Below are 23,466 nucleotides of genomic sequence, written 5' to 3'. Positions count from 1 at the left end.
GCCTGTGCAAGAAGAACGCGAACCTTCTGGCTTTCATCAAGCTCGCTCATCATTTTGTCATGGAATTTTTCTTCAAGACCAAGACCTGAAAGCATCTGCTCAATCTGGTTTTCTGCCTCGTAACCGCCGAGTTCGCCGAATTCAGCCTCAAGCTCAGCAGACTTGATTCCATCTTCCTCCGTGAAGTCAGCCTTTGAATAGATTTCATCGCGTGCCTTTGAGACTTCATAGAGCTTCGGATATCCCTGCATTACCGTGTCTTTTACAGAAAAAGCATCAAATGCAAAGTGATCCTGCTTCAAAACAGCCATTCGCTCACCCGGTGTCATGAAAATCTCGCCGGTGTCGTGATCCTGCTCACCAGAAAGAATTTTGAGGAAGGTTGATTTTCCGGCACCGTTTGCACCGATGATGCCGTAACAGTTACCCGGCGTGAATTTAATATTGACATCCTTGAACAGCGGTTTTTCGCTGAAATGAAGTGATACATCACTGACTGTAATCATTTTGTTCTCCTAATATTTATTTTTCCAGCACAAACAGATACTCCGAAACATGAATGTCACGGTTGCGTAAGTTTCTGCTTCCACGGAATGTATTATATTTGATTTCGACGGTCTTCAGTTTACCATATTTCGAAAGCATTTGCGACATCTCATCAAAAGAAATAAATCCTTCTGAATTATATGAAATAATTGTGTATTTTGCCTTTAAAACCGAAATTATTTCTTCCATTGAGCTTAGTGCATAACGCGGACGGTTAAATGCCGAGCGGTTCCAGTCCTGTGTGATTCCGCTTACCCTGCTGATTTCAACATCCAGCCTGTTTTTCAGAATCAAATTCAGCATGAAGTAATTCGAGCCGTATGGATGCTGATTATATGGAGGATCAAGGTATGCGATATCAATGTTTTCAAGTTCCTTTGCCAGTTCCACAGTGTTCTTTTTATAGATTTCAATTTCTGAATCAAAATTACTGAAAACAGGTTCCTTTAGCTCTATTTTTCCAAAGATTCTTGGCAAGGCATTTCTTCCGCTAGCCCCAAAGCAGCCGATACCTGTGTTTCTATCCTTGTAAAACCCCTTGAAAACGCCGCTTGTATTCACATGAATCGATGCTTCCGTAATCAAAGGCGCAAGGAAGAATTTTTTCATAGATTCTTCTTTAACGATATCATCGATAAGCTTTCGGTAAGTGTCTATTAAAACCGCATTTTCATGGGTGTAAAAAACACGCTCCCCTTTTTGGATGTTTTCATCATCTTGAGGAGCGTAATTTTTGGCTATGATACCAGTGAATTTTTCTTGTGCACAAAGATTTTCGATTTCTGCATGAAGTTCATCATATCTTTTTTTAGGAAAATCCTTTTTATTTGTAAGATAGCAGCTGTTTATAATCGAAGAATAATTCTCCAAATCATTAACAATCAGCTTAGAGGAATACTTTTTTAACATGCGTGCCACAATTCCTGAACCTGAAAAAAGATCAGCGCATAAAAGCCGATTTTTCCCAAGTTTTTCAGAAATTTCATTGACTTCCTTTTCGATATTGCCAATAAGAGTACGCTTGTTTCCAAGATATGTGATTATCTGTGTCGTGAGAAAATCTCTGTTTTCTTCCATGAACATTTCAGTTCTACTTTCCACGACCAATCAGAGATTTCAATCTTGCAATCAAACCGAGCTTTTTAGGTGGAGTTTCTGTTTTTTTAGCATGAGGTGCTTTTCTGCCACTTCCCATACCCTTTGATTTTCCAGCTTTGCTTTTCTCTGATTTGTATACAGATGATGAAGGTTTCGCGTACTTTTCCTTGAAATATTTGAGGCGCTCATCGCTCGACATTCCTGAAAGTTTGGCGATTTCTTCATCACTTGCACGACGAACGGTATTCTTGGATTTGTCACCCTTAAATGATTTGAAATCTTCGCTTGAATGAGACTTTTCGCCTCTTTTGCTTCGGCGCTCTTCCCGCGAAGAATTTCTTGAAGTGCGGTCGCGGCGATTTCGGTCGCTTTTGTCGCCCCTTCTTCCGTCACGCTTTTCTTCAGAGTCAAGGCGGATATAAACATCCTTGCTTTTATCTTCTTCAAAATCTTCTGATACAGCAACACGACTTGGAATCTGTTTTTCGATATAACGCTCAATCGGAGCCAGAGAATAAACATCACGCTCAGAGCAGAAAGTATATGCTTTTCCTGATTTACCAGCACGGGCTGTTCGGCCGATTCGGTGAACATAATTTTCTGCCTCTGAAGGCAAATCGTAATTCACGACCATCGCAAGGTCATTGACATCAATTCCACGCGCTGCGACATCGGTTGCAACCAGACAGTTGACTTTTCCGGCTTTGAAAGCATCCATGATTTTGAGACGCTTTGACTGCGGCAAATCACCAATAATGTATTCGTTTTTGACCCCATTTATTTCAAGGCGCTTAGAAACGATTTCACACATTTTTTTGGTGTCACAGAAAATGATTACGCTCTCAGGCGATTCTTTTTTGAAGATTCCGAGCAAGAGCTTCATTTTGTCATCACTTGAAACATGAATCAATTCCTGGTCAATTTCATCAACCGTGATATTTTCAGCTTCAATCGTGATTTCCTTTGCATCGCGAGTATATTCCCATGCAAGATTTTTGACATAAGAATTCAAAGTCGCAGAGAAAAGCATTGTCTGACGGCATTTAGATTCACCCTCATTCTTCGGCAAGAAATGAATCAATTTACGCAGGTCCGGGTAAAATCCCATATCGAACATACGGTCAGCCTCATCGATTGCAAGATAGGCGACATTGGAAAGATTCATCTGATTTGACTCAGTAAGGTCAATTACGCGGCCAGGCGTTCCAATGATGATGTCAACGCCTTTTTTGAGGTCAGCAACCTGCTTTTCATAACCAACGCCGCCATAAAATGAAGCGAATTTAAGCCCGGTGTACTTTCCGAGTTTGCGGGCTTCGTCTTCTACTTGAACGGCAAGTTCCCTTGTCGGAACAAGGATAAGAGCATTTTTTTTAGAAATTTTTTCACCATCAGAAGCAGAATCTCTTTCATTCATAATTTCCTGCATGATGGTCAGCAAAAATGCCGCAGTTTTTCCGGTTCCTGTCTGAGACTGAACATAAAGATCAGAGCCGTCAAGAGAATTCTCTAGTACCTTTTCCTGAACAGGCGTGCAAGTAACATATCCGGCATCTGAAAGACCAGACTGAATTTTTTCATGCAGGTTCAGACTGCTGTAAGCTCTCATTTACACCCTCTCGCAATAGCTTCTTTGTAGACTTCGACATATTTGTTGCAGCTTGCAGCCCATGTAAAGTCTTGAGCCATGCCTTTTTTCTGCATCTTTTTAATATGATTTTTGCGGTTGTAATATGCCCATACAGCCCATCCGACCGTGTTATAAATTGCGTTCGGTGTAAGCGAATCGAACATAAATCCTGTACCCTCGCCTGATTCCTGATCATAATTCTGAACCGTATCAGCAAGACCGCCAGTGCGGCGTACAATTGGAAGAGTTCCGTAAAGCTCAGAATACATCTGATTGAGGCCGCAAGGTTCATACTGTGAAGGCATAAGGAAGAAGTCACTTCCGGCTTCAACAAGGTGACTCAAATTTTCTGAATAACCGATTTTTGCACGGAGATTCGGCAGTTTTGCCTGTAAGTTGTTGATTTCATCCTCGCACCATTTTTCGCCAGTTCCGATAATCGCAAACTGAACATTCATATCGTGGCAAATGTTGTAGATTGAACCGTAAGTTGGGGCAAAAACTTCGGCGATACCTTTCTGGCTTACAAGACGACCGACCATGCCAATCAAAGGAACATTCGGATTTACTTCAAGGCCAAATGCCTGCTGCAAGGCCTTTTTACATTCAGCCTTACCGCCCATGTTTTCTGCTGTATAATTTGCAGGCAATTCCTTATCAGTCTTTGGATTCCATGTATCAATATCAACACCGTTAACAATGCCCTTTACGACATCGCTCCTGACACGAAGAAGTCCGTCGAGTCCGAATCCGCCTTCTGGAGTTTGAATTTCGTTGGCATAAGTCGGAGAAACTGTTGTGACCATGTCAGCACAGGTAATGCCCGCCTGAAGGAAATTAATTGCTCCGTTGCGTTCAAAACCAGCTCCATAATAAAGATTCCAATCAAGACCTAAATCAAGGAATTTATCTTTGCCATAAACTCCCTGATAGCCCATGTTGTGAATTGTATAAACGCTGGCCGTTTTTGCGAACTGTGGCTGAGAGCGGCAGACATGCTTCAAAAGAACTGGAGCAAGGCCCGCAGACCAGTCATGAGCATGAATTATATCTGGGAACCACTGAATCTTGTGGCAGATTTGTATTGCCCCGTGACACAAAAGTGAAAAACGATATGGATTATCGGCAAAATCAGGTTCAAATTTTGTACCGTAAATGCCATCGCGACCATAACAGTTTTCATGGTCAATAAAAAAGACTTCGACTTTCGGAAACCCAGGAAGAGGTGCTTTATAAACTTCAGTCCAAGCCTGACCGCCTCCGACAGGAACCCCCATGGGACCTTCGAGCGCGGTGAGTTTTTTTCGATCAATTTTATAGTATCGTGGAATCACAATTTTAACATCGTGTCCTAAAAGACTAAGATTTCCTGCAAGAGCAGAAACTGCATCAGCCAGACCGCCCGTTTTAGCAAAAGGAACAGCCTCAGAACTAACCATCATTATTTTCATATTGATTCCTCCTTACGAGATTGTCTTATAGATTTTTCATGGCTTCCAAGAAAGCCTTTTCGGAATTTACGATTGTCTTTTCAGAAACACAATATGCAAGCCTGAACCAGCCTTTACCGCCAAAACCGCTTCCCGGAGCCGCAAGAATCAGATACTTTTTGAGGAAATCACAGAATTCCCCGTCGTCGCCTTTAAAAGCCGAAGGAACACGACAAAACAGGTAGAAAGCTCCTTCAGGACGGTGATATTCGATTCCAACTCTGTCCATAATGGCCATAAGCTTGTCACGACGATTTTTATAGCTTGAATAATCGACTTCTGCATCCCAGCTTTTTGCTATAACTTTCTGGAAAAAAGCAGGAGCATTTACGCAGCCAAGAACCCTGAGAGCAAATGTAACGGCTTTGATGAATTCTTCAGGCTTGTCTGAAGCAGGATTTACTGCAATGTAACCAATTCGCTCACCAGGAAGGCTTAAATCCTTTGCAAATGAAGAAACAACGACTGTATTTTCATAGAACTGGAAGGCAGGCGTGACTTTTGCACCATCGTAAACAATGGCACGATATGGTTCATCACAAACGAGATATGTAACTCTGCCCGTTTTCTGGAAATTTTCTTTCAAAATAGAAGCAAGCTGTTTGATTTCGTTTTCTGAATAAATTTTACCGCTTGGATTGTTTGGATTATTGATAAGGACGGCAGCAGTTTTTTCACTCAAATGAGCTTTTATTGCCTCTAAATCAAGAGAAAAATCAGATTTTGAAGGCACTTCAATCAAAACGCCACCGTGATTTTTTGCATAATGCCTGTATTCGGCAAAGAACGGCATTGGAACGATGACTTCATCACCAGGATTAAGCACGGCTTTAAAAACACAATTGAGCGCTGAAGCTGCACCAACCGTCATAATTACATTATCTCCGGAAACAGAAACGCCCTGCTCTTTCGTGATTTTTTGGGCAATTGCCTCTCGAACAAATGGATAACCAGAATTCGGCATGTAACCGTGACAGCCGTGACTTACATCTTTTGCTTCTTCCTGAATTGCATGAACAACTTTTTCAGGCGGGTCCAAATCTGGATTTCCGAGAGTAAAGTCAAAAACACTGTCCTCCCCATGAAGTTTTTTTAGGGCTATTCCTTCCTCAAACATCTTTCTTATAACAGATGCGCCCTTTGAGTTTATAGTCTCCTGAATATGTTTTGCAATCATAACAGAATCATTATATCATATTATTGTAAGTAAAGCGAGATTTGTTTAATATATTCCGTAAGATTTTTTAGATTGGAGCAGAATGTGCCTTTTTTCACTGCAAAGATTCCATCAGATTTCAAAGAGTCAATTCGTCTCGACAAATACATAGCTTCAATTCCGGCACAAGACCTTGGTGGAATCAGCATGAACCGCTCTAAACTCAAAAGCGGAGTTACAGAAATTCTCCTCAATGGCAAAAAGGCAAAAATCTCTTCAAAAGTAAAAGCAGGCGATGTAATAGACCTCCAATGGGAAGACAATGTTCCCGAAAACATAGAACCAGAAGACATTCCGCTTGATATTATCTACGAAGATGAAAATGTCACGGTCGTTAATAAAAAACAGGGAATGGTCACGCATCCGGCAGCAGGAAACTGGAGCGGTACGCTGGTCAATGCGCTTTTATTTCACTGGGGCCGAAAAGCAATCGAACAAATCTCCGAAAACGATTCTCAAAGCTCAAATGCAGAGATTCTCGCAAAAAGGCGGCCCGGCATCATTCACCGCTTGGACAAGGACACTTCAGGCATCATAATCACGGCAAAAAACCGAAATTCCGAAGAATTTCTTCATAACGAGTTTTTACACCACAACCGAATAATAAAAGAATACATTGCAATCTGCTGCGGGCGACCCAAAATTCTCGAAGGCAAAATCATAACTCAAATTATAAGAGACCCAAAAGACCGAAAAAGATTCAAGGCCGTCTGCGGCACAGAAGAAGGCAAAAAAGCGGTTACAATATACAAATGCCTTGCAACCTACGGTCCGTTTTCGCTTATGAGGCTCAGAATCAAGACAGGCAGAACTCATCAAATCAGGGTTCACATGAAGTATCTGGGCTGCCCGGTCATGGGTGATCCTATTTACGGCAATTACCTTAAAGGCTCACCTTTTGAAAAAGCACCCTTGATGCTGCATTCCTGCCTTTTAAAAATCCACCTGCCCGGTCAAAAAGAGCTTACAACTTTCAAGACAGAAACGCCTGTCAGGTTCAAAAAAGTGCTTAAAACTCTTCATGAAAAATACGGTAAATCTGAAAAATGAAAAACTTGCAAATTATTCACTCACCGACAGAAGAATCTCCATTTCTCATAGTTTTTAAACCGGCGGGATTGCCTTCCGCACCGCTTTTTGAAGGAGATGAAAGCGCTCTTACACAGGCGATAAGTCTTTTCCCGCAGATAAAAGAAGTTCAAGGTAAAAAGAAGGTTGAACACGGACTTGTACATAGAATCGACACAGAAACAAACGGTCTTGTATTAATCGCAACCACGCAAAAAAGCTATGACGCACTGATTCAAAGCCAGAAAGACGGAAAGTTCATAAAATGGTATCGGGCAGAAGTTGATAATATTCCTGACTGCCCTGAAAGACTTGGCGGATTTCCTTCCAGACAGACGGTTGAAGGGTGGCAATCTCTTTCAATTGAGTCATTTTTTCGTCCATTCGGGAAAAAGGGCTGCGAGGTACGCCCGGTCACAGAGGATTCAGGCCGTTCAGCACTCAAAAAGGGCGGTTCCACTCTCTACAGAACAGAAATTTCATTTTCTTCTGAAAACAAAGCTGTATGCTGCATAACTTCAGGATATCGCCATCAGGTGCGATGTCACTTGGCATGGTGCGGATTTCCTGTAAAAGGCGACAAGATTTATAATCCCGATGGAAGGGAAAAATTCAATGAGAAAACAAGCGAAGGCGGCAAAACACCCGAAATGAAATTTTCAGCTTTTAAGGTCAGTTTTCCTCATCCTTTGACAGGAGTTCCTCTAACTTTTCAAATGTAAACACACAGAAGGCCTTGATTCTATTATAGAAGATATTGTCGATTTTTTTGTCAAGGAACGGAATTCTGATTATATCCACGCCGCCAAGCGCATAAATTATCCAGTTGTCGCCATAACGGAAAATCGAGATTACGGCAATCATTTTTTCCTTACCGACCGCACTGATAAAAGTCTTGTAGCGGACGGTGTTAATGTTTTTCATCTGATAAAAATAATATGAACCGAACTGCTGAAACTCAATCTTCGCAGTGTAATAGTCCAGAGGTTTCATCAAGAATTTTTCGGTAATAATCTCTTTTCCTGTCGGTTCTGTTTTTATGCTTTGTATTCTGGCATCAGCATAAAGATGAACGACTTCGCCATCGTCAACATAAAGCGGAACCGATGTATAACTTTCTTCATTTTTGAGCATTTCAGAGACGATTTCGGTAAGATTCTCAAAACCCTTGTACGGTAAAATTTTTATGATTTCAGCAAGGTGATTGGGATCCACCTTCTGGACGGCATTTATCAGCCTTTCCGCTTCAGGAATTTTGTTTATTCTTGCATATTTTACTTTTCCAATGCTGTTACAGACGATTCCGCCGTTCCGCAGAAAAAGAATTTCCCGTCCGCTCATCCGTTCATTAAAAAGATAATCTATCTCACCATCCATGATTTTTACAGGAGTCTGAGCAAAATCCGGCAATGAAAAGAATAACAAAAGAACAGGAAGAATATGTCTGCATGAAAAAGCAACTTTCAAACACTGCCTAAAAAATGACACTATCAACCCCATTAATAAAAATTTCTGAGGCAGGCTTGCTGTCAATTTTCATTTCCCGCCTGAACCTTTCCTCTGCCTGCTCATCGGTCTCATCTTCTCTGAGAGGTGGCAAATCACTGTGCTTAATCTGACTTTCCGGTGTGATTGTGAAAGCCTGCATTTCGCGCAATTTCCTGAGACGGCTTTCTTTTCGGGAACGGGTAATAAGATTTATCGTCAAATCAGTGAGGCCAAGAGCAAGGCAGGAAGCCGCAGATATTTTTATGATTTTCCATTGATCATCTTCTGTAAATGAATCGGTGCTTTTATCCAATGGATTTCTGAATTCGCCGTACTCATACATTGAATATCCGACAATTGTCCAAAGCGTAACAAAAGGCAGTGAGCCGAAAGTAATTATCTCGGTACGGCGCAGGTCTCTTGCCCATTGAGGAAAATCTATATCATCAAAATTCGCTGCCGTATCAGCATGAAGATTCGCAGGAGCAAACGAAATGATGAGACAAAGCGAAATGAATGCAATAAAAAACTTTTTCATTCTATTTTTTATTCTATATCGTAAAAACTAAATAGCGGAATTCAAAGAATCAGAAAGGCGAAGAAGCTCATCAATGCTCAAATCCTCGGCACGCACCGAAGGTTTGATACCGACCGCATTAAGGACTGCATCTGTTTTTTCAACACCACCGGCAAGCGCAAGAAGATTGTTTCGGACAGTCTTACGGCGAGAAGAAAAAAGCTGCCTTATCATCTTCATGAAGAGCTTTGGATTTTCACAGCGCGGGAAATCTTCTTTTCTGCACATCAAAACAGCACGGCTTGCCACATTCGGCACCGGCCAGAAATTCCCGCCCGCAAGGTCAACTATATTCTTAATGTCATACGCCCACTGGCAAAGCACTGAAAAAGACGAATAATTCTCGGTGCCAGCCTTTGCTGTCATCCTCTGGGCAACCTCTTTCTGAATCGTAACGACAATCTTTTCAAAGCGGATTCCTTCATTGATTGTATCAGCAATAATTGTTGCAGCGACATTATAAGGAAGATTACCAAAAAAACGCTCTGGCGCTCCCCCACCATTGGCAAGAATCTTGTCATAGTGAGCCTTCCAGGTTTTGAGCACATCCCCTTCTACCAGTTCAAATTGATTCTTATCAGAATAATCCTTGAAAAATTCACGCAGAAGACGGGCAAAACCGTGGTCAATTTCAAAAGCCGTCAAATTGGAACCTCTTCCAAGAATTTCGTCCGTCATGCTTCCAAGCCCAGGACCGACTTCCCAGACATTCGTGCCTTCTTTGACATCAAGACTGTCTATGATTCGTTTGCGTGCATCTGCATTGACCAGAAAATTCTGACCGAATTTTTTCTGCATGGCCATTCCATTTTCTTCGAGAAATTCCTTTAAGGCAATCGGGCTGTTGTAGTCAGGATGATTCAATTCTTTTTCCTTGTTCACTTGAAACTAAAAAATAAAACTAACTTGCTGATAAAAAGATACAGCAGGTTCATAATAGCACTTATTGGCACTGAAAGAAAAGGCAGAAACAGCGAAATTATAATTCCAAATAGCCCGATGTATAAAAAAAGAAATACAAGCGGAGACACAAAAAGAGAAGCTATTATGCCGATTGGAGCAATTTTACCGAAAAGTTTTAGCGAAATAGCCGAAGTCGCAATCTGGGCGGCAGTTGAGTCAGAAAGAGAAAGCCGAACTTTATAGGGAACGAACGCGGGGCAAACTTTTCTGACATAACGGCTTAAAATCATGATTCCGCCGAGCGATGAATACGAGAGCATGAAAGCCGCCTCAAACACATGAGACGGAAAGATAATCACATGAACAAGAAAACAGACAGAAAGAAGCGAAACAGGCTCAGGTCTGTTCATTCTGAAGAGAGAATTCAGGTATAAAATCAAGGCGGCAAGAAAAGCTCTGAAAAGTGAGGGAGAAAGCCCTGCAAACCATACAAAGAATAGAATCGCAAGAAGCTGTACGGCATCGCCCAAATTGCGACCGCTCGCCTTTCTTCCCAAAAATCGGGCAATTGCACCAAAAAGTCCAAGATGCATTCCTGAAAGCGCAAGAATATGCGAAAGTCCTGAATCACGAAAAGCATCCGAAACGGCTTTTTCCGTGTATTCACGGCTCCCGGAAAGCAGTGCAAGAAGAAGACCGCCAGCCTTTCCCCAGCCATACATAAGACGCTTGAATTGAAGACGGCACAGGGCACGAAAATGACATATTCTTGATGCGATTTTGCCGCCAGTCCAGCCTAAAGCCTTTCCGCTTCTGACAATGAAGGCGGTTTTTCCTTTAACCGGCGCGAAATCTACATCCAGTGAAAAATCAGCACCATTTTCAATTAGAAAGCCTTTTTCAACCCTTTTAGCGGCACTCGTGTAAAGTTTTCCCGGATAAAAGGCTTCTACCAAATCTTTAGGAAAATACAGAAGAACCTCGCCGTCTGCAGAAAATGCGCCGTTTTCAGTGAAGACCTTGCGCACAGTAAATGAAGTTTTGTAGCTTGAACCGAAAGCCGCACCTTTTACCGGATTTGAAGAAACATAGCCTTCAATTTTTGTGATTTCATTGCTTTTTGCAAGCGTCACGAAAGGATTTCTCTCCTTGATTTTTGCTATACCAGAATAAAACAAAAATGCAAGGATGAGTGATGCTAGAAAAACAGGATTTTTTACCAATTCAGTTGTGCGAGAGACTTTTTTGCCTCATCAACGACTTCAGGCGGATAAGAGAGATATGTGACATAAAGAAGTGCGTCAAATGAAGTTTTGTCCCCCAGTACTCCCAATGCAGAAATCAGAGCAAGAACAACGCTCTTGGCAGGCATTTTGACATCACCGCTTTTATCGGCTTTTTCAACTTTGCCATTGCATTCCAAAAGCATATCCGTAAGGCTCTGAGCAAGAGCTGACGAAGGAATTTTTACCGACAGACCAATCATTTTGACAAAATCAGCCTCGTCCATGCTTCCTTCATCGTACGCCTTTTTTGCAAGCAGAATATTACTGTTAACGACATTTGCCGCGTGAGACCAGCTGTATTCACTCAAGATTTTCTGTGCTTCAAGCTGGAAAGACGCAAATGCCCTTTCAGAATCCTTGCCGGATGCTTTCAGTTTCTCTGCATTATTTATAGCAATTAAAAGTGCATTTTCGGCAATCTCGCACAAAGATTTTTGCGATTTTTTTGAAGATTTATGCAAAAGACTGAAAAAACGGGCAAAATCCTCTATTTTTGAAAGCGAAAGAATCTTGATTACATCAGAAAAAGAATCTTGAGACAGAAGGACAAGTGCCTCGTCAGTGGCGGCCTGATATTCCGGCCATATATTTGAAGACCAGATATTGTATATAATCGAAAGGGATTCTTCATTACCGATTCTGCCGACAGAAACAATCGCACCTTCAATTACATTTTCGGTCTTTTTGCCAACTTTAAATGCTGTAGAAAGATAATCATTAAGGAACGCTACGGCAAGCTCACTGTCTGCCGATGAATAAAGCTCAAGCTTTTCCATGACAGCAGCTTTTAGTTCTTTATTTTTGAAAAGTTTGAACACAGTCATAAACCTTTCACATATTTTCTTTAAGTCATCAGCCGGGATTTTAGCAATCAACTCAGGGTCTGAAGGAAAAACTTTGACACAGGCAATCACGAGCTTTGCTAAATCCTTGTCTGACGCGAGGATATCAGCATTTTCGATTGCGAAATCAAGACCTCTTTTTGCGACAGGAACAGTCTCTTTTTCGCTGAGTTTCTGCATAATCTGTATTTTATCGGCAAGACTTCCCTTTACGAACTTCTGCTCATTAAGGGAAGCAGCTGGAAATGCAAGCGAATTTACAATAAAAATCAGCGGAAAAAAGACTTTTATTTTCATGTTCTGCCCTGCTCCCATTCAGAATAACTCAGTTCATCAACAGCATCGACAGGAACATCTGTTTCAGAAAGAGCTTTTGCAGATGCCGGCAAATCTTCATCAGAAGTGACGCCTGGAATATAAATTGAAGAAAGATTAAAATCATCTTCCTCAGCATTGACATCCTCGGCAGGAGAAACCGTATTTGTCTCGTAAAGGCCTTCATCGCCCAAAGAAGAAGATGAATTTACGGTATTATCAAAGCCTGCCCCAGAATTTGAAGAGAAAAGCCCTGTTTCATCAAATGAAGATTGTGAAAGTGCTGTATTCTGCGGATTTTCTCCATTTTGAGTAGACTTCTCATCAAGTTCAAGTTCGGCAAGCGCTTCAAGCTCATTTTTCTTTTCTTCAGGCATATCATGATAAATGAATTCAAGAATCTTGTTTTTCATCTCTTTTTCAATGTGAAGACACTCAAAATGGAGCCTTGACTGATTGATTTTTTCGTTATATTCAACAGCACGAATGACGCCGAACATGATGATTATTCTTTCATCGAGATCAAACTGAATCTTGATTTTTACATTCTGACGGCCCTTTCCTCCGATGCGGATCATGGCACCGTCTTCAGAAATATCTTCGAGCAGGCATTTATAGCCTGATTCAATTTCTATCTGATCAAAATCAGGGGTTTCCAAATCATCTATGAAGTAAAGCTGTGCATAAATCTGGCAGGCACCTCTGACTGATTTGCGTTTTTGAGCCCTTTCAAGCTGATTCGTATGAGCAAGATAGATGACACTCTGCCCCTGGAAAGTTCCGGCGTTCGTAACCCTTGTATCAAAGACATAGCCGGCGTCCCCCTTTCGCCAGAGATAAACGCTGACATCTTTTGTGACCCACATATTTGGCTGTACGGTACGGACATTTTTCTGCAAAGGAACACGGATTATAATTTCATGACCGACACTTAAAATTTCTGATGAAAAAACACCAAATCCCTTGAGGATTATTCTGAGCCGCTGACCTTTTTCAAGATAACGGGTTGATTCAAGACCTTTTTTATTGTCATGATCCAAATCGATTTTTGTACGGTAATCATAGAGTTTGGCAATGAAATTCTGAGTGGATTCAAGGCTTTCAGTTCCATTTACCTTTGAATCCATAACGATTTTTGAAATCGCCATGTTCAGCGTGGGAACAGACACATAAAGCTTCATCGGTTCCTCGATGTCAGCTTCTTTGGACAGCTTCCAGAGCAACCTGATTTCATCGAATTTAAAGCCCTTGTCCTGCCCCATCATATAGAACTGAATAGGGGTTTGAAAAATGACAAGCAGCCTTATGAAGAGAAATATACAAACAACTGTTATAAATAATACGACAAACACATTCTATTTTACTATTCGGTGCGGGTCTTGTCAAAGCACCCTGTTTTCAGGTTCTCATCCCCTTGCACCTACTCTTTCTTCAGTTTTTTTGATACACTGTCTGCACTATGAAAAAGATTGTTTCAGCTCTTGTTCTCGCGCTGTGCGCTTCAGTTTTTGCCCAGGAATCCCTTGATTCTGTTGAAGAACGATACTACGATTTTCTTTCCCTGAACGGAATTACAAAACGAAATTACCTGACATACCGCACTCTGAGCGACGAACGCTGGAATGCGGCGGATGACTGGCGGCACATCTGGAGCAATAACAATCTCGGAAGCAAAAAGGAAATCTGGCGTGGCTCTGAAGACAGGGCTTTATATGACTCAGAAAAAGAAGAGCCTTTTTCGACTTCGGACATTATTCCATATCTGCATGATTTTTTTGTGCTCGGAATCGATAATTCAATATCATACAAGATTTTCGCGCCCGAATGGTTCTCTAGCTACAACACAGCCTCTCCTTACGGCGTGAATGACGGTGCACTCTGGCAGGGCGTCGGCTACAATACGGCTTTTACAGGCGGGGCAAGGCTTGAAGGATTCGGATTTGAGCTTACTTTCAAACCGCAAATCTCATTTTCTCAAAACAAATCTTATGACTATCTGACTTCATCTTCAATGCAAAGCGCGGATTTTGCGGGTAAGGCAGCGGATTACGGTTACTGGTGGAGTCGGGTGGACATGGTTCAGCGATACGGCGAAGATTCTTTCTGGAAATACGATTGGGGTGATACAGAATTCCGTTGGACGCTTAGAGCATTCACAATCGGTTTTGGAACACAGGCAATCTGGAACGGACCTGCATTTTATTCTCCAACCCTCTCATCAAACAACGCCCCCTCATACCCGAAATTCGACATCGGATTAAGGCGTATGGAAGTAAACATTCCTTATTTCGGCTGGTACATCGGCGATGTTGAAACAAGATTTTGGGTCGGAAAACTCCACGAATCAGATTATTTCGACAATGATGATACAAACGATGAAAATCAGATTTCAGGCTTCACCTTCTCTTACGCACCATCATTCCTCAAAGGCCTCACTCTCGGAGTCACAAAAGTCACATTGAACAAATGGGGAGAATCTTTCTGGAGATACGCATGGCCGGGCTGGTACAAAAACACAATACGCGCAAATGACAAGAGTTCCGGAGAAGACATGAAGGCTTCCCTCGTTGCAGACTGGATTTTTGAAAACGCAGGCTTTGAAGTTTACGGAGAGCTAGGTTTCGATGATTTTCTGGCAGACGGATTTGCACTTTATGAATATGAGCGATACCCTTTTCACGCAGTCACCTACACCTGGGGCTTAAAAAAGGCTCTCGACATAAGCGAATCAAAGAAAATACGCGGAATCTTACAATTTGAATGGAACAATTCAGAAGCATCTCAGGATTACATGATGTGGTCAGGAAGTGCCTATCACTTCGGAACCCACGGCCAGATAACACAGGGCTACACAAACGGCGGACAGTGGATTGGCAGCGGCTACGGTTATGGCGGAAACAGCCAGATTCTGAGCTTTACGCTTTACAGTCCGCATGGTTACGAGAAGATTTTCATTCACCGAAACAACCCTGACAACAACTATCTTTTCACAAAATGCGTCGATGCGGGCAAGGAACTCACGGAACAGCTTGGCAGCGAGAATTTCACGGCTTTCAAGGCGAATTTCAACATCGGCTTTGAGGAACTGTGGTACATCATCCCGAATCTTTCGCTAAGGTTCGGATTCACATGGAATAAAATAATCAACCCAAAATACGATCCGGGAGTCACTTACACTGCAAAAGGCGGCTATCCCTACAGACGGGAATACAACTGGCTGACAAACTACAACATAATGTGGAGTTTGAAATATCAGTTCTGATTTTAGAACGGATTTTAACGCGTGTAATTGTGTCACATCGATAAAAAGGATATAATGATTTTATGGCAGTAATTGAACTAAAGAATGTAAGCAAAATCTATCAGATGGAAAAAGTACAGGTCAAGGCGGTTGACAACGCATCCTTCAAGATTGAAGAAGGTGAATTCGCCGCGCTTTCAGGGCCATCAGGCTCAGGAAAATCCACCTTGCTCAACATGATTGGCCTGATTGATTTGCCGAATTCCGGCTCAATTATCCTCGAAGGTACGGATGTCTACAAGGGCATCGACCTTGAAAAATCAAAGAAAGTGCCTTTCAAAATTGACTCAAAGCTTACCGAACTCAGGCGTGCTCATTTGGGATTCATTTTCCAGACTTTCAATCTGATTCCTGTCCTCAATGTATGGGAAAATGTTGAATTTCCGCTTTCTTTGGGCAAATCTGTAGCAAACGACACGCTCTCTCCTGCTGAAAAAAAAGACTGGGTTGCATTTTTGCTTGAAACAGTCGGGCTTTCAGACTGGCGCGCACACAAGCCTTCAGAACTTTCGGGCGGTCAGCGGCAGCGAGTTGCAATCGCACGCGCACTTGTCACAAAGGCACCGATTATCCTTGCAGACGAACCGACAGCAAACCTCGACTCAAAGAACGGCGACCAAATTCTTGAACTTATGAAGAAATTAAATCAGGAACTCAAAACGACTTTCGTCTTCTCAACTCATGACGCAAAAATCGTAGCCCTGAGCGACCATGTAATCAAAATTCGAGACGGAAAAATTCAGAATCAGTAAGATTATTTGAGCATCAGCGGAGGTCGAGTTTCCAGAGTATAAGTGAAACTCGACATTAGTAATCAAGATCTATCGTTATGTAAGAGCCTGCGGTAAGCTTGGAATACTTGTGCGATTCACCGTCTTCGTTGGTAGAAACCTTTCCATATTCGTATTTTCCACCAATTTTCCAGTCACAATGCGGCATTACTCGTGAAAAAATGATTCCGGCCTTAACAAAGCCTGTCTTGTCAGTGAGGTTATGATTCCACTGCACGGCTGGCTTTATGTTTCTGTCCGGTCCGAGTTTTGCCATACCGACCTGCAACGCAATTCGATTGGTAAAAAACTTTTCGTTTTCCGTAGGATTCGGTCTGTAAATGTTCTGGAATTCAACATTAAAGCCAAAATAAGGCATTTGATTCATCCACATTCGGTATGTTCCGACAGTCGATACAACCCTGTTAAATGCAGAAAAATCCTGCCCTTGGGACTCAAAGATTTCCTTTGTTTTGAAACCGTTCTGCACCCTCGCAAGAGACTGACCATAAATATCAAAATTGAAAATCGTGCGCTTGAGTTCCAGTCCGACTATAGGAAGCTGCGTTGTATCATCTTCTTTTTCTTCATCAGTTTCCTTGAGTTTGAAACGCCTTCCGAAAATGTTTATCGATGTATTGAAAACAATGAATTCCGCACTGGCCGCAAGCGACATATTTTCAGTTTTTGTGGAACTTACAGTTGTTTCATCGTTATACATTGCAAGAGCGGTAAAGGTATTGTTTCCAAACGGAATTCTGATGATTCCTGAAATGTATTCGCGCGAATCATAAAGAATATTTGTGTACTGAGCATCATAAACATTGCTGTCAACGACATCGGAAGTCTGATTATTGTCAGTGGTAGTTATATTCTCATTGGAATCATAATAGTCAGAAAAAAGCCGGATATTTCCCCAAACTGTTTTTTTCTTTCCGGCAGTCACATAGATTCTGTTGAACATAAGGTAATCAAAATACATCTCGTAAATATAGAGAAGATGATTATTTTGCTCAGTTTTGGTATCAGAGCTGTCCTTTGGCATTGTTGTTTTGAGGGTTCCCCTTAGCGTGAGATATTTGTCAGGATGAGTCACGAATGAAAGGTAATTCTTAAAATCAAAATAGAAAGTGGCATCATTTATGCCGTCTTCCCGAATAAAAGCCCCGCCGAGTTCCGTATTCATTCGACCGGAAAGCTCAAGAGGGAATTTTATCGCACCGATTTGAAAATTGTAGTTTTTTCCATCGGCATCATCATCTTTTACGATAGCTTCTTCTGAATCTTCCGCATTCTCAAAAAGGGAATCAACATCATCATAATCAATTTCTTCTTCAGAAAGCTCATCTGAAGAAAACGAAGTGCCGGTCTCACTTTGTGAAAAAACCGGCGAAATCGGCATAAAAACTGCCAGAGAAAAGGCTGAAAGAAAAACAAACTTTTTTGTAATAATCACTTTTTATTTGCCGCTCATTAATTCAAGATAGGGCTTAGTGTATACGGCATCGTCTTGTTTTTCAAGTACGGCATTAGAGATTGAGATTACAGTTTTTTCGTAACTTATCTTGTCATTGATTTTCTTTCCTTTAAGATTGTCCTGAATTACCATGCTTACAGGAATCTGGTAAGTCTTTCCGTTACCCTCAACCTTCTGATATGAAGGAATGGCGGTAGTACGAAGTTTCTGACCAGAAAGTGAATAATCTTCCTTTTTGCGGGTAAGTCCGTCATCCTTGGTGACCCAGAGCTTTACCTGCGGATAATCGACATTCTTTGTCTTTGCCTTGAGCGTATAAAGAAGGCAGTCAAGTTTTCCAAGCTTCACTTCTTCGATTTTTTCTGCCTCATAATCAGATGAATATCGCTGAGGTGCGAAATCGGAAGTATTGGCATTTGTTCCCTGGAATTTATCCTTGGAGCTTGAAAAGGTGAAACGGCGGTCAGCAGGATCGTAGAACCAGATGTTGTCATCTGACTGAAGATAGCCCTTGCCTTTATCTTTAAGTGGAGCCGTAATAAGAATCGTCCATTTAGCCTCTTTGTCGCGGCGGTGAATCGTGGCATTAGTTTTGCTTCTACCCTCGCCCGGTTTTTCCTGCACGACCTCATAAGAGGCAGTAAAATCAGTATCATAGAAAGATGTGGCAGTTTCGGCCTTTTTTAGAAGTTCTGCGACCTCCTTGGCAGAAAGTGCGCTGGCAGAAAAAGAAAGTGATGCCAATGCAAATGCAGAAAGGACTGTTTTTTTCAAATTTTTATTAAAGTTCATGTTTTGCTCCTTGTAAACGGAAGATTCCGTAAGCCTATTCCGTGACCGCGAGGGCCTCGACCGGCATGATTTTGATTGACTTGAGCGTTGAATAAAGCACTGCAAGCAATGTTACCGTGATGACTGAAACAATCACCGATACACTCTTAATAACATCCATACGCGGACTAAGGTTACCTTTTTCAAGGAACATATCAAATGACGGAATAAATGAAAAATCAAAGACAGAAAGCAAAGAGCATAAAAGACCGGAAAGAATCAATCCTGCAAAACACCCAGCCACAAGCAAAAGGAATGATTCAAAAAGCAGGGTTGCAATGATAGAGCGTTTTTTCATACCGACAGCCATGTAAATGCCGATTTCAGTGATTCGCTTCATGATTAAAACACGGTATGTGCTTCCGATGCCGGCAATTATGATGATTGTGAGGATTACGACGATGAAACTGATTACCGCATCCATCGCAAGCTCCATTATCTCAACATCATTCAAATTTGCGCTCAAAGGAATAAAGCCCCAGGTCTCTTCCTTAAAATCTTCCGTTGCATCAATATAATCATCCTTGTCATCAACCCAGGGATACATATTGAAAACACCCGAAAGAGAATCATAGAAAGAGTGAAGATCCTTTTCCGTAATCTTGCGCTTATTGAAGTTCACGCAGATTCTGTTCGCGAAATTCTTTGGCCGTCCGTACGCTTCCTTAAGGAAATCAAAGTCCATGTATGAAGTGTACATGCCGAACACGCTTGAATCCTGAAAAATTCCCTTGACTTCGACTTGAACGGTATTTATGTAATCATCATAGGTTTCGAGCTGAAAAGTAATCTCATCACCGACATGAACATTCATCATCTTTGCGATAGGAGCCGAAATCAATACGGCGTTAGAACCTTCAGCAAAGTCATCCAGATTATCAAGCCCGCCTTCCACAAAAATAAAGCTTGAAATCAAATCCGCCTCGTTCGCGAATTTCACGCCCTTTATAGTCTGCTGCAAAGCCTGAGTTCCTTCAAAATAGAAAGAAGAATGACGGGCATCAAAATCCATGCGCTCCGTGACGACAGCATCATCAGGCATTACAGATTTTACAAGGGCAAGTTTTTCTTCATAATCGAAAATTTCGAGACCATCATCATTTACTGAACACATCAGGGCAAAATCGCCGCCATAATAGATTCTTGCTTTCTGGTTGAGCGAGCGAATCATACCTGTACTGATTGAAATAGCGGCAAGCGAAATAGCCACGCCGAACATACAGACGAGAAAAAGACTTACATACTGAGTTTTTCGATATATAAGAGAGCGGAGTGCAATTTTTGTCTGGTACATTACTTTACCCCCTGCATGGCCTCTACAGGATTTACTCTTATTGCATTGATAAGCGGATATATCCATGCAATAAGACCGATAAAAATCGACATGGAAAATGCCATCAAAATATTGGAAAATTTAACCGAAGTATGAAGCACCGTACCGCCAAAAAGCTGAATTAGGAAAGAATTTGAGAACGATACATGAATATTCGAGATGATATAAGAGGCAAGGACTCCAAGCAGACAGCCGAGCACACCGGCAGCAAAAGCCATAATCATCGTCTCGCTCGCGCATTCTTTTGTGATGTAGCGCTTATTCGCACCAATCGCACGCATGGTTCCGATTTCACGGATTCGGTCAAGAACATTGATGACAAGAGTGTTGTTGACCACGATGAAGCCAGCGCCAAGTATGATGATGATTCCGATGTTAAGGATGAGACGGAGAATAAAAAGATAGAAGGCAGTGCTTCCGGCCGAAGAACGCCAGTTCACAGCCTCACAGGGCCAGTCTTTTGCCTTGAAAAAACTGTTCAAAGCTTTTATGACCTTATTCGTGTCTTTACTGTCTTTTAAACGGCAAATCAGGAAATTCCAGGAAGTCGAATTGGTATAACTGTTCTGGAGGGCATCGATATCATCCTGCGAGATTTTGATTTCTTCAGTGTGCACGACCTCGCTCATATCCTCTGCATCGGAAAAAAGATCATCCAAATCAGAATCAGAAAGCATATTCTCTGCACTTTCAGAGATTTCGATTTTATCAGCGGCAGAAAGATCAGACATATCCATAATAGCACGCACCGTCTCAGGATTGGTCAGAACGATTTTATCAAGGGTTGTGTTTTCAACAGAGTATTCATATATCGCAGTAAGCGGAACGGCACGGATTCTTGAAGAAAAGCCCTCGCTGATTGCAAACTGAAGCGTATCACCGACATTTGCATTAAGCTCCTGAGCGTATTTTTGAGAAAGCATGATACCCTTCTCGCCGTCCGCCCAAGCCTTTCCGTCGATAATTTTGATGGACTTCATGACTTCAAGGTATTTAATGGCAGGAACACCGAACATGTAGCATTTAGTATCCTCAGAATCACTTGAAAGCTGAGAAAGCCCCGAAACCTGCGGAACAAGATCCGACACAAAAGGACTTTTTGAAAGATAATCATAGATTTCGTTATAAGGAATGAGATTTGGAAGTTCCGTAAGTTTGCCCGTAACAGGAGTTTCATCGCCAAAAAGCGAAAGCGGAGACTTGTACTGCGGACGAATGACAATATCCCCCGTAAAACTTGAAACAAAGGTTTCCTGAACGCCCTGCTCCGTGCTGTCAAAAATAGAATTCGTTACGACCAGCATCATGACGGCAAAGGCAATAAACAGAATGATGACAAAGGAACTCTTCCTTGAAATAATATTCTTGAATGCAAGATAGAGAAGCATGAGGATATTATAGAGGAAAATGAGAGTCAGTTCAACAATTCACTACTGATGCAAAAACTCCATTCACATAGGTATTTCTGAAAATCAGCAGGACGGAAAAGTAGACTACGCAACCACAGAGAATCTGCGCAAATATAAAGACGACATTTGATGGCATGAGTTTTCCGAGCAAGAAAACGACAACAGCCATTACGATTCCTGCAAGCAGATACTGCCAGAAATTTCTGAACAATTTTCCAATCGACACTTCAGATTTTTTCACAAGGACAAAACTTGCAAATGTTACGGAGCTTTCCGCTATGATAGTGGCAATACCAGCACCAAACCCGCCAAACTTCAAAATCAGGAATACATTGAATATTGCGTTTACAACGGCGCCAACACAAACCGGATAAAATGTATATTTGTCTTTTCTAAGCGGAATAAAGACTTGCGATGAACAAAAGGTCGCTAGAGGAATCATAAAAATGATAACAGACATAACCTGCATAATCCTTACAGACGGCTCAAAATTTTCTCCGCAAAACAAAAGCGTAAGCGGCCGAGCCATAACGATAAGTCCGAACATAAATGGCAGAGAAAGCATAAGAATTATGTTGAAAGTCTTTTCAAGAAGTTCAAAAAACTTTTCTTTATTGTTTTCTGCATAGTTGGAAAGACGGGGGCTTATAACTGTCAAAATAGCTGTAATAAGCGCGATTACAAGCTTAGTAATTTTAGTTGAAGCCGAGTAAAAGCCTACCTGTTCATCATTTGCTAAAAATCCAATCATTGTTTTGTCAAGTTCGTTATAAAGGCTGACCGCAACAGCAGAAGCAAATAAAATCAAAATAGGACGAAAATGCTTTTTTATTTCTTTTTTGGCTTTTACCTTGAAATCAACAAGTTTTCTGAGATTTATGAAGTTTAATATATTTGAGCCAGCACTCGAAATCACATTTATCGAAGCATATTTGACATAATCATCTTTTGTCTTTACGAGCGTGAAAAGCAAAATCAAACTTAAAACCTGAAAGCATATACCGCGCACAGTTGTATAAACATACTCTTCTTTTGCATTATAGAGCCACTCAAATCCCAAGGTTCCAAATAGAATCGTTGAACTGCAAATACAAAGAAGCACACGATAATCAGAAAATCTAGGGACTGCAAAAAGAGCAATAAAGAAAAGAAGATACGAAATAAAAGTAGTTGTAAAATTTATCGTAAAGATTTCCTTTGTAAATTTTGCTAATAGGATTTTGTTATCACGAATTTTAGCGGCTTCACGAGTGGCGTAGCTGCCTATTCCCAGACCTGCCAAAAGAGTGAAATAAGAAACAATTGAAAGCGCAAAATTGACCTTTCCTATTCCGTCCGCGTTCAATATTCTTGAAGAATACGGAAATGTAATAAGAGGAAAAAGCAAGTTCATGCACTGCTTTGTAATGTTTAATACAGCGTTGAGCTTTAAAGACTTTTCTTTCATTTATTACTCTACATCAATTCCAAGTTTATCTTTTAAAATTCTTTTGAATGTTTTTCCAAAAGCCTGTTTTGTATAAATCTCTGCGCGTAAAACGGCATTTTTACTTAATTCTGAGATTTTATCATGATTTTTCACAAGATTTTCTGTAATAGAAATAAGTTCTTCCAGCGTATTCCACTTAAATCCGCAGGAATCATCAACAATTTCTTTCTGCCCGCCTTTGTTTATAACAATCGGCACACAACCAGCACTCATTGCCTCCACAGTCGTAATCCCGAAATGCTCAAAATACAGAGGATTTTCTTCGTTTATACCTTTTGCATGCCAGAATATTTCAGATTCAGCATAAAGTTTTTCAATCTCCGCCCGTGAAGGCTCAAAATAAAACTTTGCTGACGGCGAGATTTTTTGAATGCTTTCGATATACTCTTTTGACTCG

21 protein-coding genes are annotated in these 23,466 nt (G+C 41.4%); 4 read left to right on the top strand and 17 right to left on the bottom strand.

Annotation, left to right across the window (positions count from 1 at the left end; translation table 11 throughout):
• From Q0Q74_RS12165 to Q0Q74_RS12145, 5 genes are all read right to left on the bottom strand, one after another.
• On the bottom strand, window positions 1–506 hold a 506-nt coding region (locus Q0Q74_RS12165), incomplete at its 3' end, for an ATP-binding cassette domain-containing protein (protein ID WP_294431224.1).
• Between the two features lie 16 nt (window positions 507–522).
• Window positions 523–1,623 carry a DNA adenine methylase gene (locus Q0Q74_RS12160; RefSeq protein WP_294431226.1) on the bottom strand — a complete coding sequence of 367 codons (1,101 nt, stop codon included), beginning with the start codon at window positions 1,621–1,623 and terminating at the stop codon, window positions 523–525.
• A 13-nt stretch (window positions 1,624–1,636) separates the two neighbouring features.
• Window positions 1,637–3,253 (bottom strand): DEAD/DEAH box helicase, encoded by a 1,617-nt coding sequence (locus tag Q0Q74_RS12155; RefSeq protein ID WP_294431222.1) that lies wholly within the window; start codon window positions 3,251–3,253, stop codon window positions 1,637–1,639.
• Window positions 3,250–4,725 (bottom strand): glycogen synthase, encoded by a 1,476-nt coding sequence (locus Q0Q74_RS12150; protein ID WP_294431219.1) that lies wholly within the window; start codon window positions 4,723–4,725, stop codon window positions 3,250–3,252. The genes Q0Q74_RS12155 and Q0Q74_RS12150 overlap by 4 nt, the downstream gene beginning before the upstream one ends.
• 25 nt (window positions 4,726–4,750) lie before the next feature.
• A complete protein-coding gene (locus tag Q0Q74_RS12145; RefSeq protein WP_294431218.1) occupies window positions 4,751–5,941 on the bottom strand; it encodes a pyridoxal phosphate-dependent aminotransferase in 1,191 nt (396 codons plus the stop codon).
• 84 nt (window positions 5,942–6,025) lie between these two features.
• On the opposite strand from Q0Q74_RS12145, the gene Q0Q74_RS12140 reads away from it, so the two are divergent.
• The gene (locus Q0Q74_RS12140; RefSeq protein ID WP_294431216.1) at window positions 6,026–7,030 is read left to right on the top strand and encodes an RluA family pseudouridine synthase; all 1,005 of its coding nucleotides are present in this window, start codon (window positions 6,026–6,028) and stop codon (window positions 7,028–7,030) included.
• The gene (locus Q0Q74_RS12135; protein WP_294431214.1) at window positions 7,027–7,770 is read left to right on the top strand and encodes a pseudouridine synthase; all 744 of its coding nucleotides are present in this window, start codon (window positions 7,027–7,029) and stop codon (window positions 7,768–7,770) included. Before Q0Q74_RS12140 ends, Q0Q74_RS12135 begins: the two co-directional genes overlap by 4 nt.
• Here Q0Q74_RS12135 and Q0Q74_RS12130 read toward each other — a convergent pair.
• From Q0Q74_RS12130 to Q0Q74_RS12105, 6 genes are all read right to left on the bottom strand, one after another.
• The gene (locus Q0Q74_RS12130; RefSeq protein WP_294431213.1) at window positions 7,721–8,536 is read right to left on the bottom strand and encodes a DUF6675 family protein; all 816 of its coding nucleotides are present in this window, start codon (window positions 8,534–8,536) and stop codon (window positions 7,721–7,723) included. The genes Q0Q74_RS12135 and Q0Q74_RS12130 overlap by 50 nt on opposite strands.
• The gene (locus Q0Q74_RS12125; RefSeq protein WP_294431212.1) at window positions 8,523–9,074 is read right to left on the bottom strand and encodes a hypothetical protein; all 552 of its coding nucleotides are present in this window, start codon (window positions 9,072–9,074) and stop codon (window positions 8,523–8,525) included. The genes Q0Q74_RS12130 and Q0Q74_RS12125 overlap by 14 nt, the downstream gene beginning before the upstream one ends.
• A 27-nt stretch (window positions 9,075–9,101) precedes the next feature.
• On the bottom strand, window positions 9,102–9,995 hold the full coding sequence (gene rsmA, locus Q0Q74_RS12120; RefSeq protein ID WP_367268356.1) for a 16S rRNA (adenine(1518)-N(6)/adenine(1519)-N(6))-dimethyltransferase RsmA: 894 nt from the start codon (window positions 9,993–9,995) through the stop codon (window positions 9,102–9,104).
• The gene (locus Q0Q74_RS12115; protein ID WP_294431211.1) at window positions 9,992–11,149 is read right to left on the bottom strand and encodes a ComEC/Rec2 family competence protein; all 1,158 of its coding nucleotides are present in this window, start codon (window positions 11,147–11,149) and stop codon (window positions 9,992–9,994) included. Before Q0Q74_RS12115 ends, rsmA begins: the two co-directional genes overlap by 4 nt.
• An 83-nt stretch (window positions 11,150–11,232) precedes the next feature.
• Window positions 11,233–12,441: a hypothetical protein gene (locus Q0Q74_RS12110; RefSeq protein ID WP_294431208.1), complete on the bottom strand. Its 1,209-nt coding sequence runs from the start codon at window positions 12,439–12,441 to the stop codon at window positions 11,233–11,235.
• Window positions 12,438–13,724 carry a PilZ domain-containing protein gene (locus tag Q0Q74_RS12105; RefSeq protein WP_294431205.1) on the bottom strand — a complete coding sequence of 429 codons (1,287 nt, stop codon included), beginning with the start codon at window positions 13,722–13,724 and terminating at the stop codon, window positions 12,438–12,440. Before Q0Q74_RS12105 ends, Q0Q74_RS12110 begins: the two co-directional genes overlap by 4 nt.
• Before the next feature lie 194 nt (window positions 13,725–13,918).
• On the opposite strand from Q0Q74_RS12105, the gene Q0Q74_RS12100 reads away from it, so the two are divergent.
• Both Q0Q74_RS12100 and Q0Q74_RS12095 read left to right on the top strand, forming a co-directional pair.
• Window positions 13,919–15,721 (top strand): hypothetical protein, encoded by a 1,803-nt coding sequence (locus Q0Q74_RS12100; protein WP_294431203.1) that lies wholly within the window; start codon window positions 13,919–13,921, stop codon window positions 15,719–15,721.
• 62 nt (window positions 15,722–15,783) lie between these two features.
• Window positions 15,784–16,512, top strand: a complete 729-nt coding sequence (locus Q0Q74_RS12095; RefSeq protein WP_294431202.1) for an ABC transporter ATP-binding protein — start codon at window positions 15,784–15,786, stop codon at window positions 16,510–16,512.
• Between the two features lie 55 nt (window positions 16,513–16,567).
• On the opposite strand, the gene Q0Q74_RS12090 is transcribed toward Q0Q74_RS12095, so the two are convergent.
• The 6 genes from Q0Q74_RS12090 to Q0Q74_RS12065 all read right to left on the bottom strand — a co-directional run.
• Entirely contained in the window at window positions 16,568–17,986 is a 1,419-nt protein-coding gene (locus tag Q0Q74_RS12090) for a hypothetical protein (protein WP_294431201.1), read from the bottom strand.
• 3 nt (window positions 17,987–17,989) lie between these two features.
• Window positions 17,990–18,799 (bottom strand): outer membrane lipoprotein-sorting protein, encoded by an 810-nt coding sequence (locus tag Q0Q74_RS12085; RefSeq protein WP_294431198.1) that lies wholly within the window; start codon window positions 18,797–18,799, stop codon window positions 17,990–17,992.
• A 34-nt stretch (window positions 18,800–18,833) separates the two neighbouring features.
• The gene (locus Q0Q74_RS12080; RefSeq protein ID WP_294431196.1) at window positions 18,834–20,132 is read right to left on the bottom strand and encodes an FtsX-like permease family protein; all 1,299 of its coding nucleotides are present in this window, start codon (window positions 20,130–20,132) and stop codon (window positions 18,834–18,836) included.
• A complete protein-coding gene (locus Q0Q74_RS12075) occupies window positions 20,132–21,559 on the bottom strand; it encodes an FtsX-like permease family protein (protein WP_294431195.1) in 1,428 nt (475 codons plus the stop codon). Before Q0Q74_RS12075 ends, Q0Q74_RS12080 begins: the two co-directional genes overlap by 1 nt.
• A gap of 31 nt (window positions 21,560–21,590) precedes the next feature.
• Window positions 21,591–23,027 carry a flippase gene (locus tag Q0Q74_RS12070; RefSeq protein ID WP_294431193.1) on the bottom strand — a complete coding sequence of 479 codons (1,437 nt, stop codon included), beginning with the start codon at window positions 23,025–23,027 and terminating at the stop codon, window positions 21,591–21,593.
• A 3-nt stretch (window positions 23,028–23,030) separates the two neighbouring features.
• The coding region (locus Q0Q74_RS12065) for a glycosyltransferase (RefSeq protein ID WP_294431192.1) at window positions 23,031–23,466 on the bottom strand (436 nt) is incomplete at its 5' end.

The sequence above is a fragment of the uncultured Treponema sp. genome (genome assembly GCF_946187725.1).
Classification (GTDB): domain Bacteria; phylum Spirochaetota; class Spirochaetia; order Treponematales; family Treponemataceae; genus Treponema_D.
The sequence above is the reverse complement of the archived record's forward strand: the minus strand, read 5'-3'. Positions and strand labels throughout refer to the sequence as shown.

Coding starts and splice junctions, on each gene's coding strand:
- Q0Q74_RS12075 (WP_294431195.1), bottom strand. CDS start 21,559: ATGCTTCTCTATCTTGCATTCAAGAATATTATTTCAAGGAAGAGTTCC.
- Q0Q74_RS12105 (WP_294431205.1), bottom strand. CDS start 13,724: ATGATGGGGCAGGACAAGGGCTTTAAATTCGATGAAATCAGGTTGCTC.
- Q0Q74_RS12135 (WP_294431214.1), top strand. CDS start 7,027: ATGAAAAACTTGCAAATTATTCACTCACCGACAGAAGAATCTCCATTT.
- Q0Q74_RS12080 (WP_294431196.1), bottom strand. CDS start 20,132: ATGTACCAGACAAAAATTGCACTCCGCTCTCTTATATATCGAAAAACT.
- Q0Q74_RS12110 (WP_294431208.1), bottom strand. CDS start 12,441: ATGAAAATAAAAGTCTTTTTTCCGCTGATTTTTATTGTAAATTCGCTT.
- Q0Q74_RS12085 (WP_294431198.1), bottom strand. CDS start 18,799: ATGAACTTTAATAAAAATTTGAAAAAAACAGTCCTTTCTGCATTTGCA.
- Q0Q74_RS12145 (WP_294431218.1), bottom strand. CDS start 5,941: ATGATTGCAAAACATATTCAGGAGACTATAAACTCAAAGGGCGCATCT.
- Q0Q74_RS12095 (WP_294431202.1), top strand. CDS start 15,784: ATGGCAGTAATTGAACTAAAGAATGTAAGCAAAATCTATCAGATGGAA.
- Q0Q74_RS12160 (WP_294431226.1), bottom strand. CDS start 1,623: ATGGAAGAAAACAGAGATTTTCTCACGACACAGATAATCACATATCTT.
- Q0Q74_RS12070 (WP_294431193.1), bottom strand. CDS start 23,027: ATGAAAGAAAAGTCTTTAAAGCTCAACGCTGTATTAAACATTACAAAG.
- Q0Q74_RS12150 (WP_294431219.1), bottom strand. CDS start 4,725: ATGAAAATAATGATGGTTAGTTCTGAGGCTGTTCCTTTTGCTAAAACG.
- Q0Q74_RS12100 (WP_294431203.1), top strand. CDS start 13,919: ATGAAAAAGATTGTTTCAGCTCTTGTTCTCGCGCTGTGCGCTTCAGTT.
- Q0Q74_RS12125 (WP_294431212.1), bottom strand. CDS start 9,074: ATGAAAAAGTTTTTTATTGCATTCATTTCGCTTTGTCTCATCATTTCG.
- Q0Q74_RS12155 (WP_294431222.1), bottom strand. CDS start 3,253: ATGAGAGCTTACAGCAGTCTGAACCTGCATGAAAAAATTCAGTCTGGT.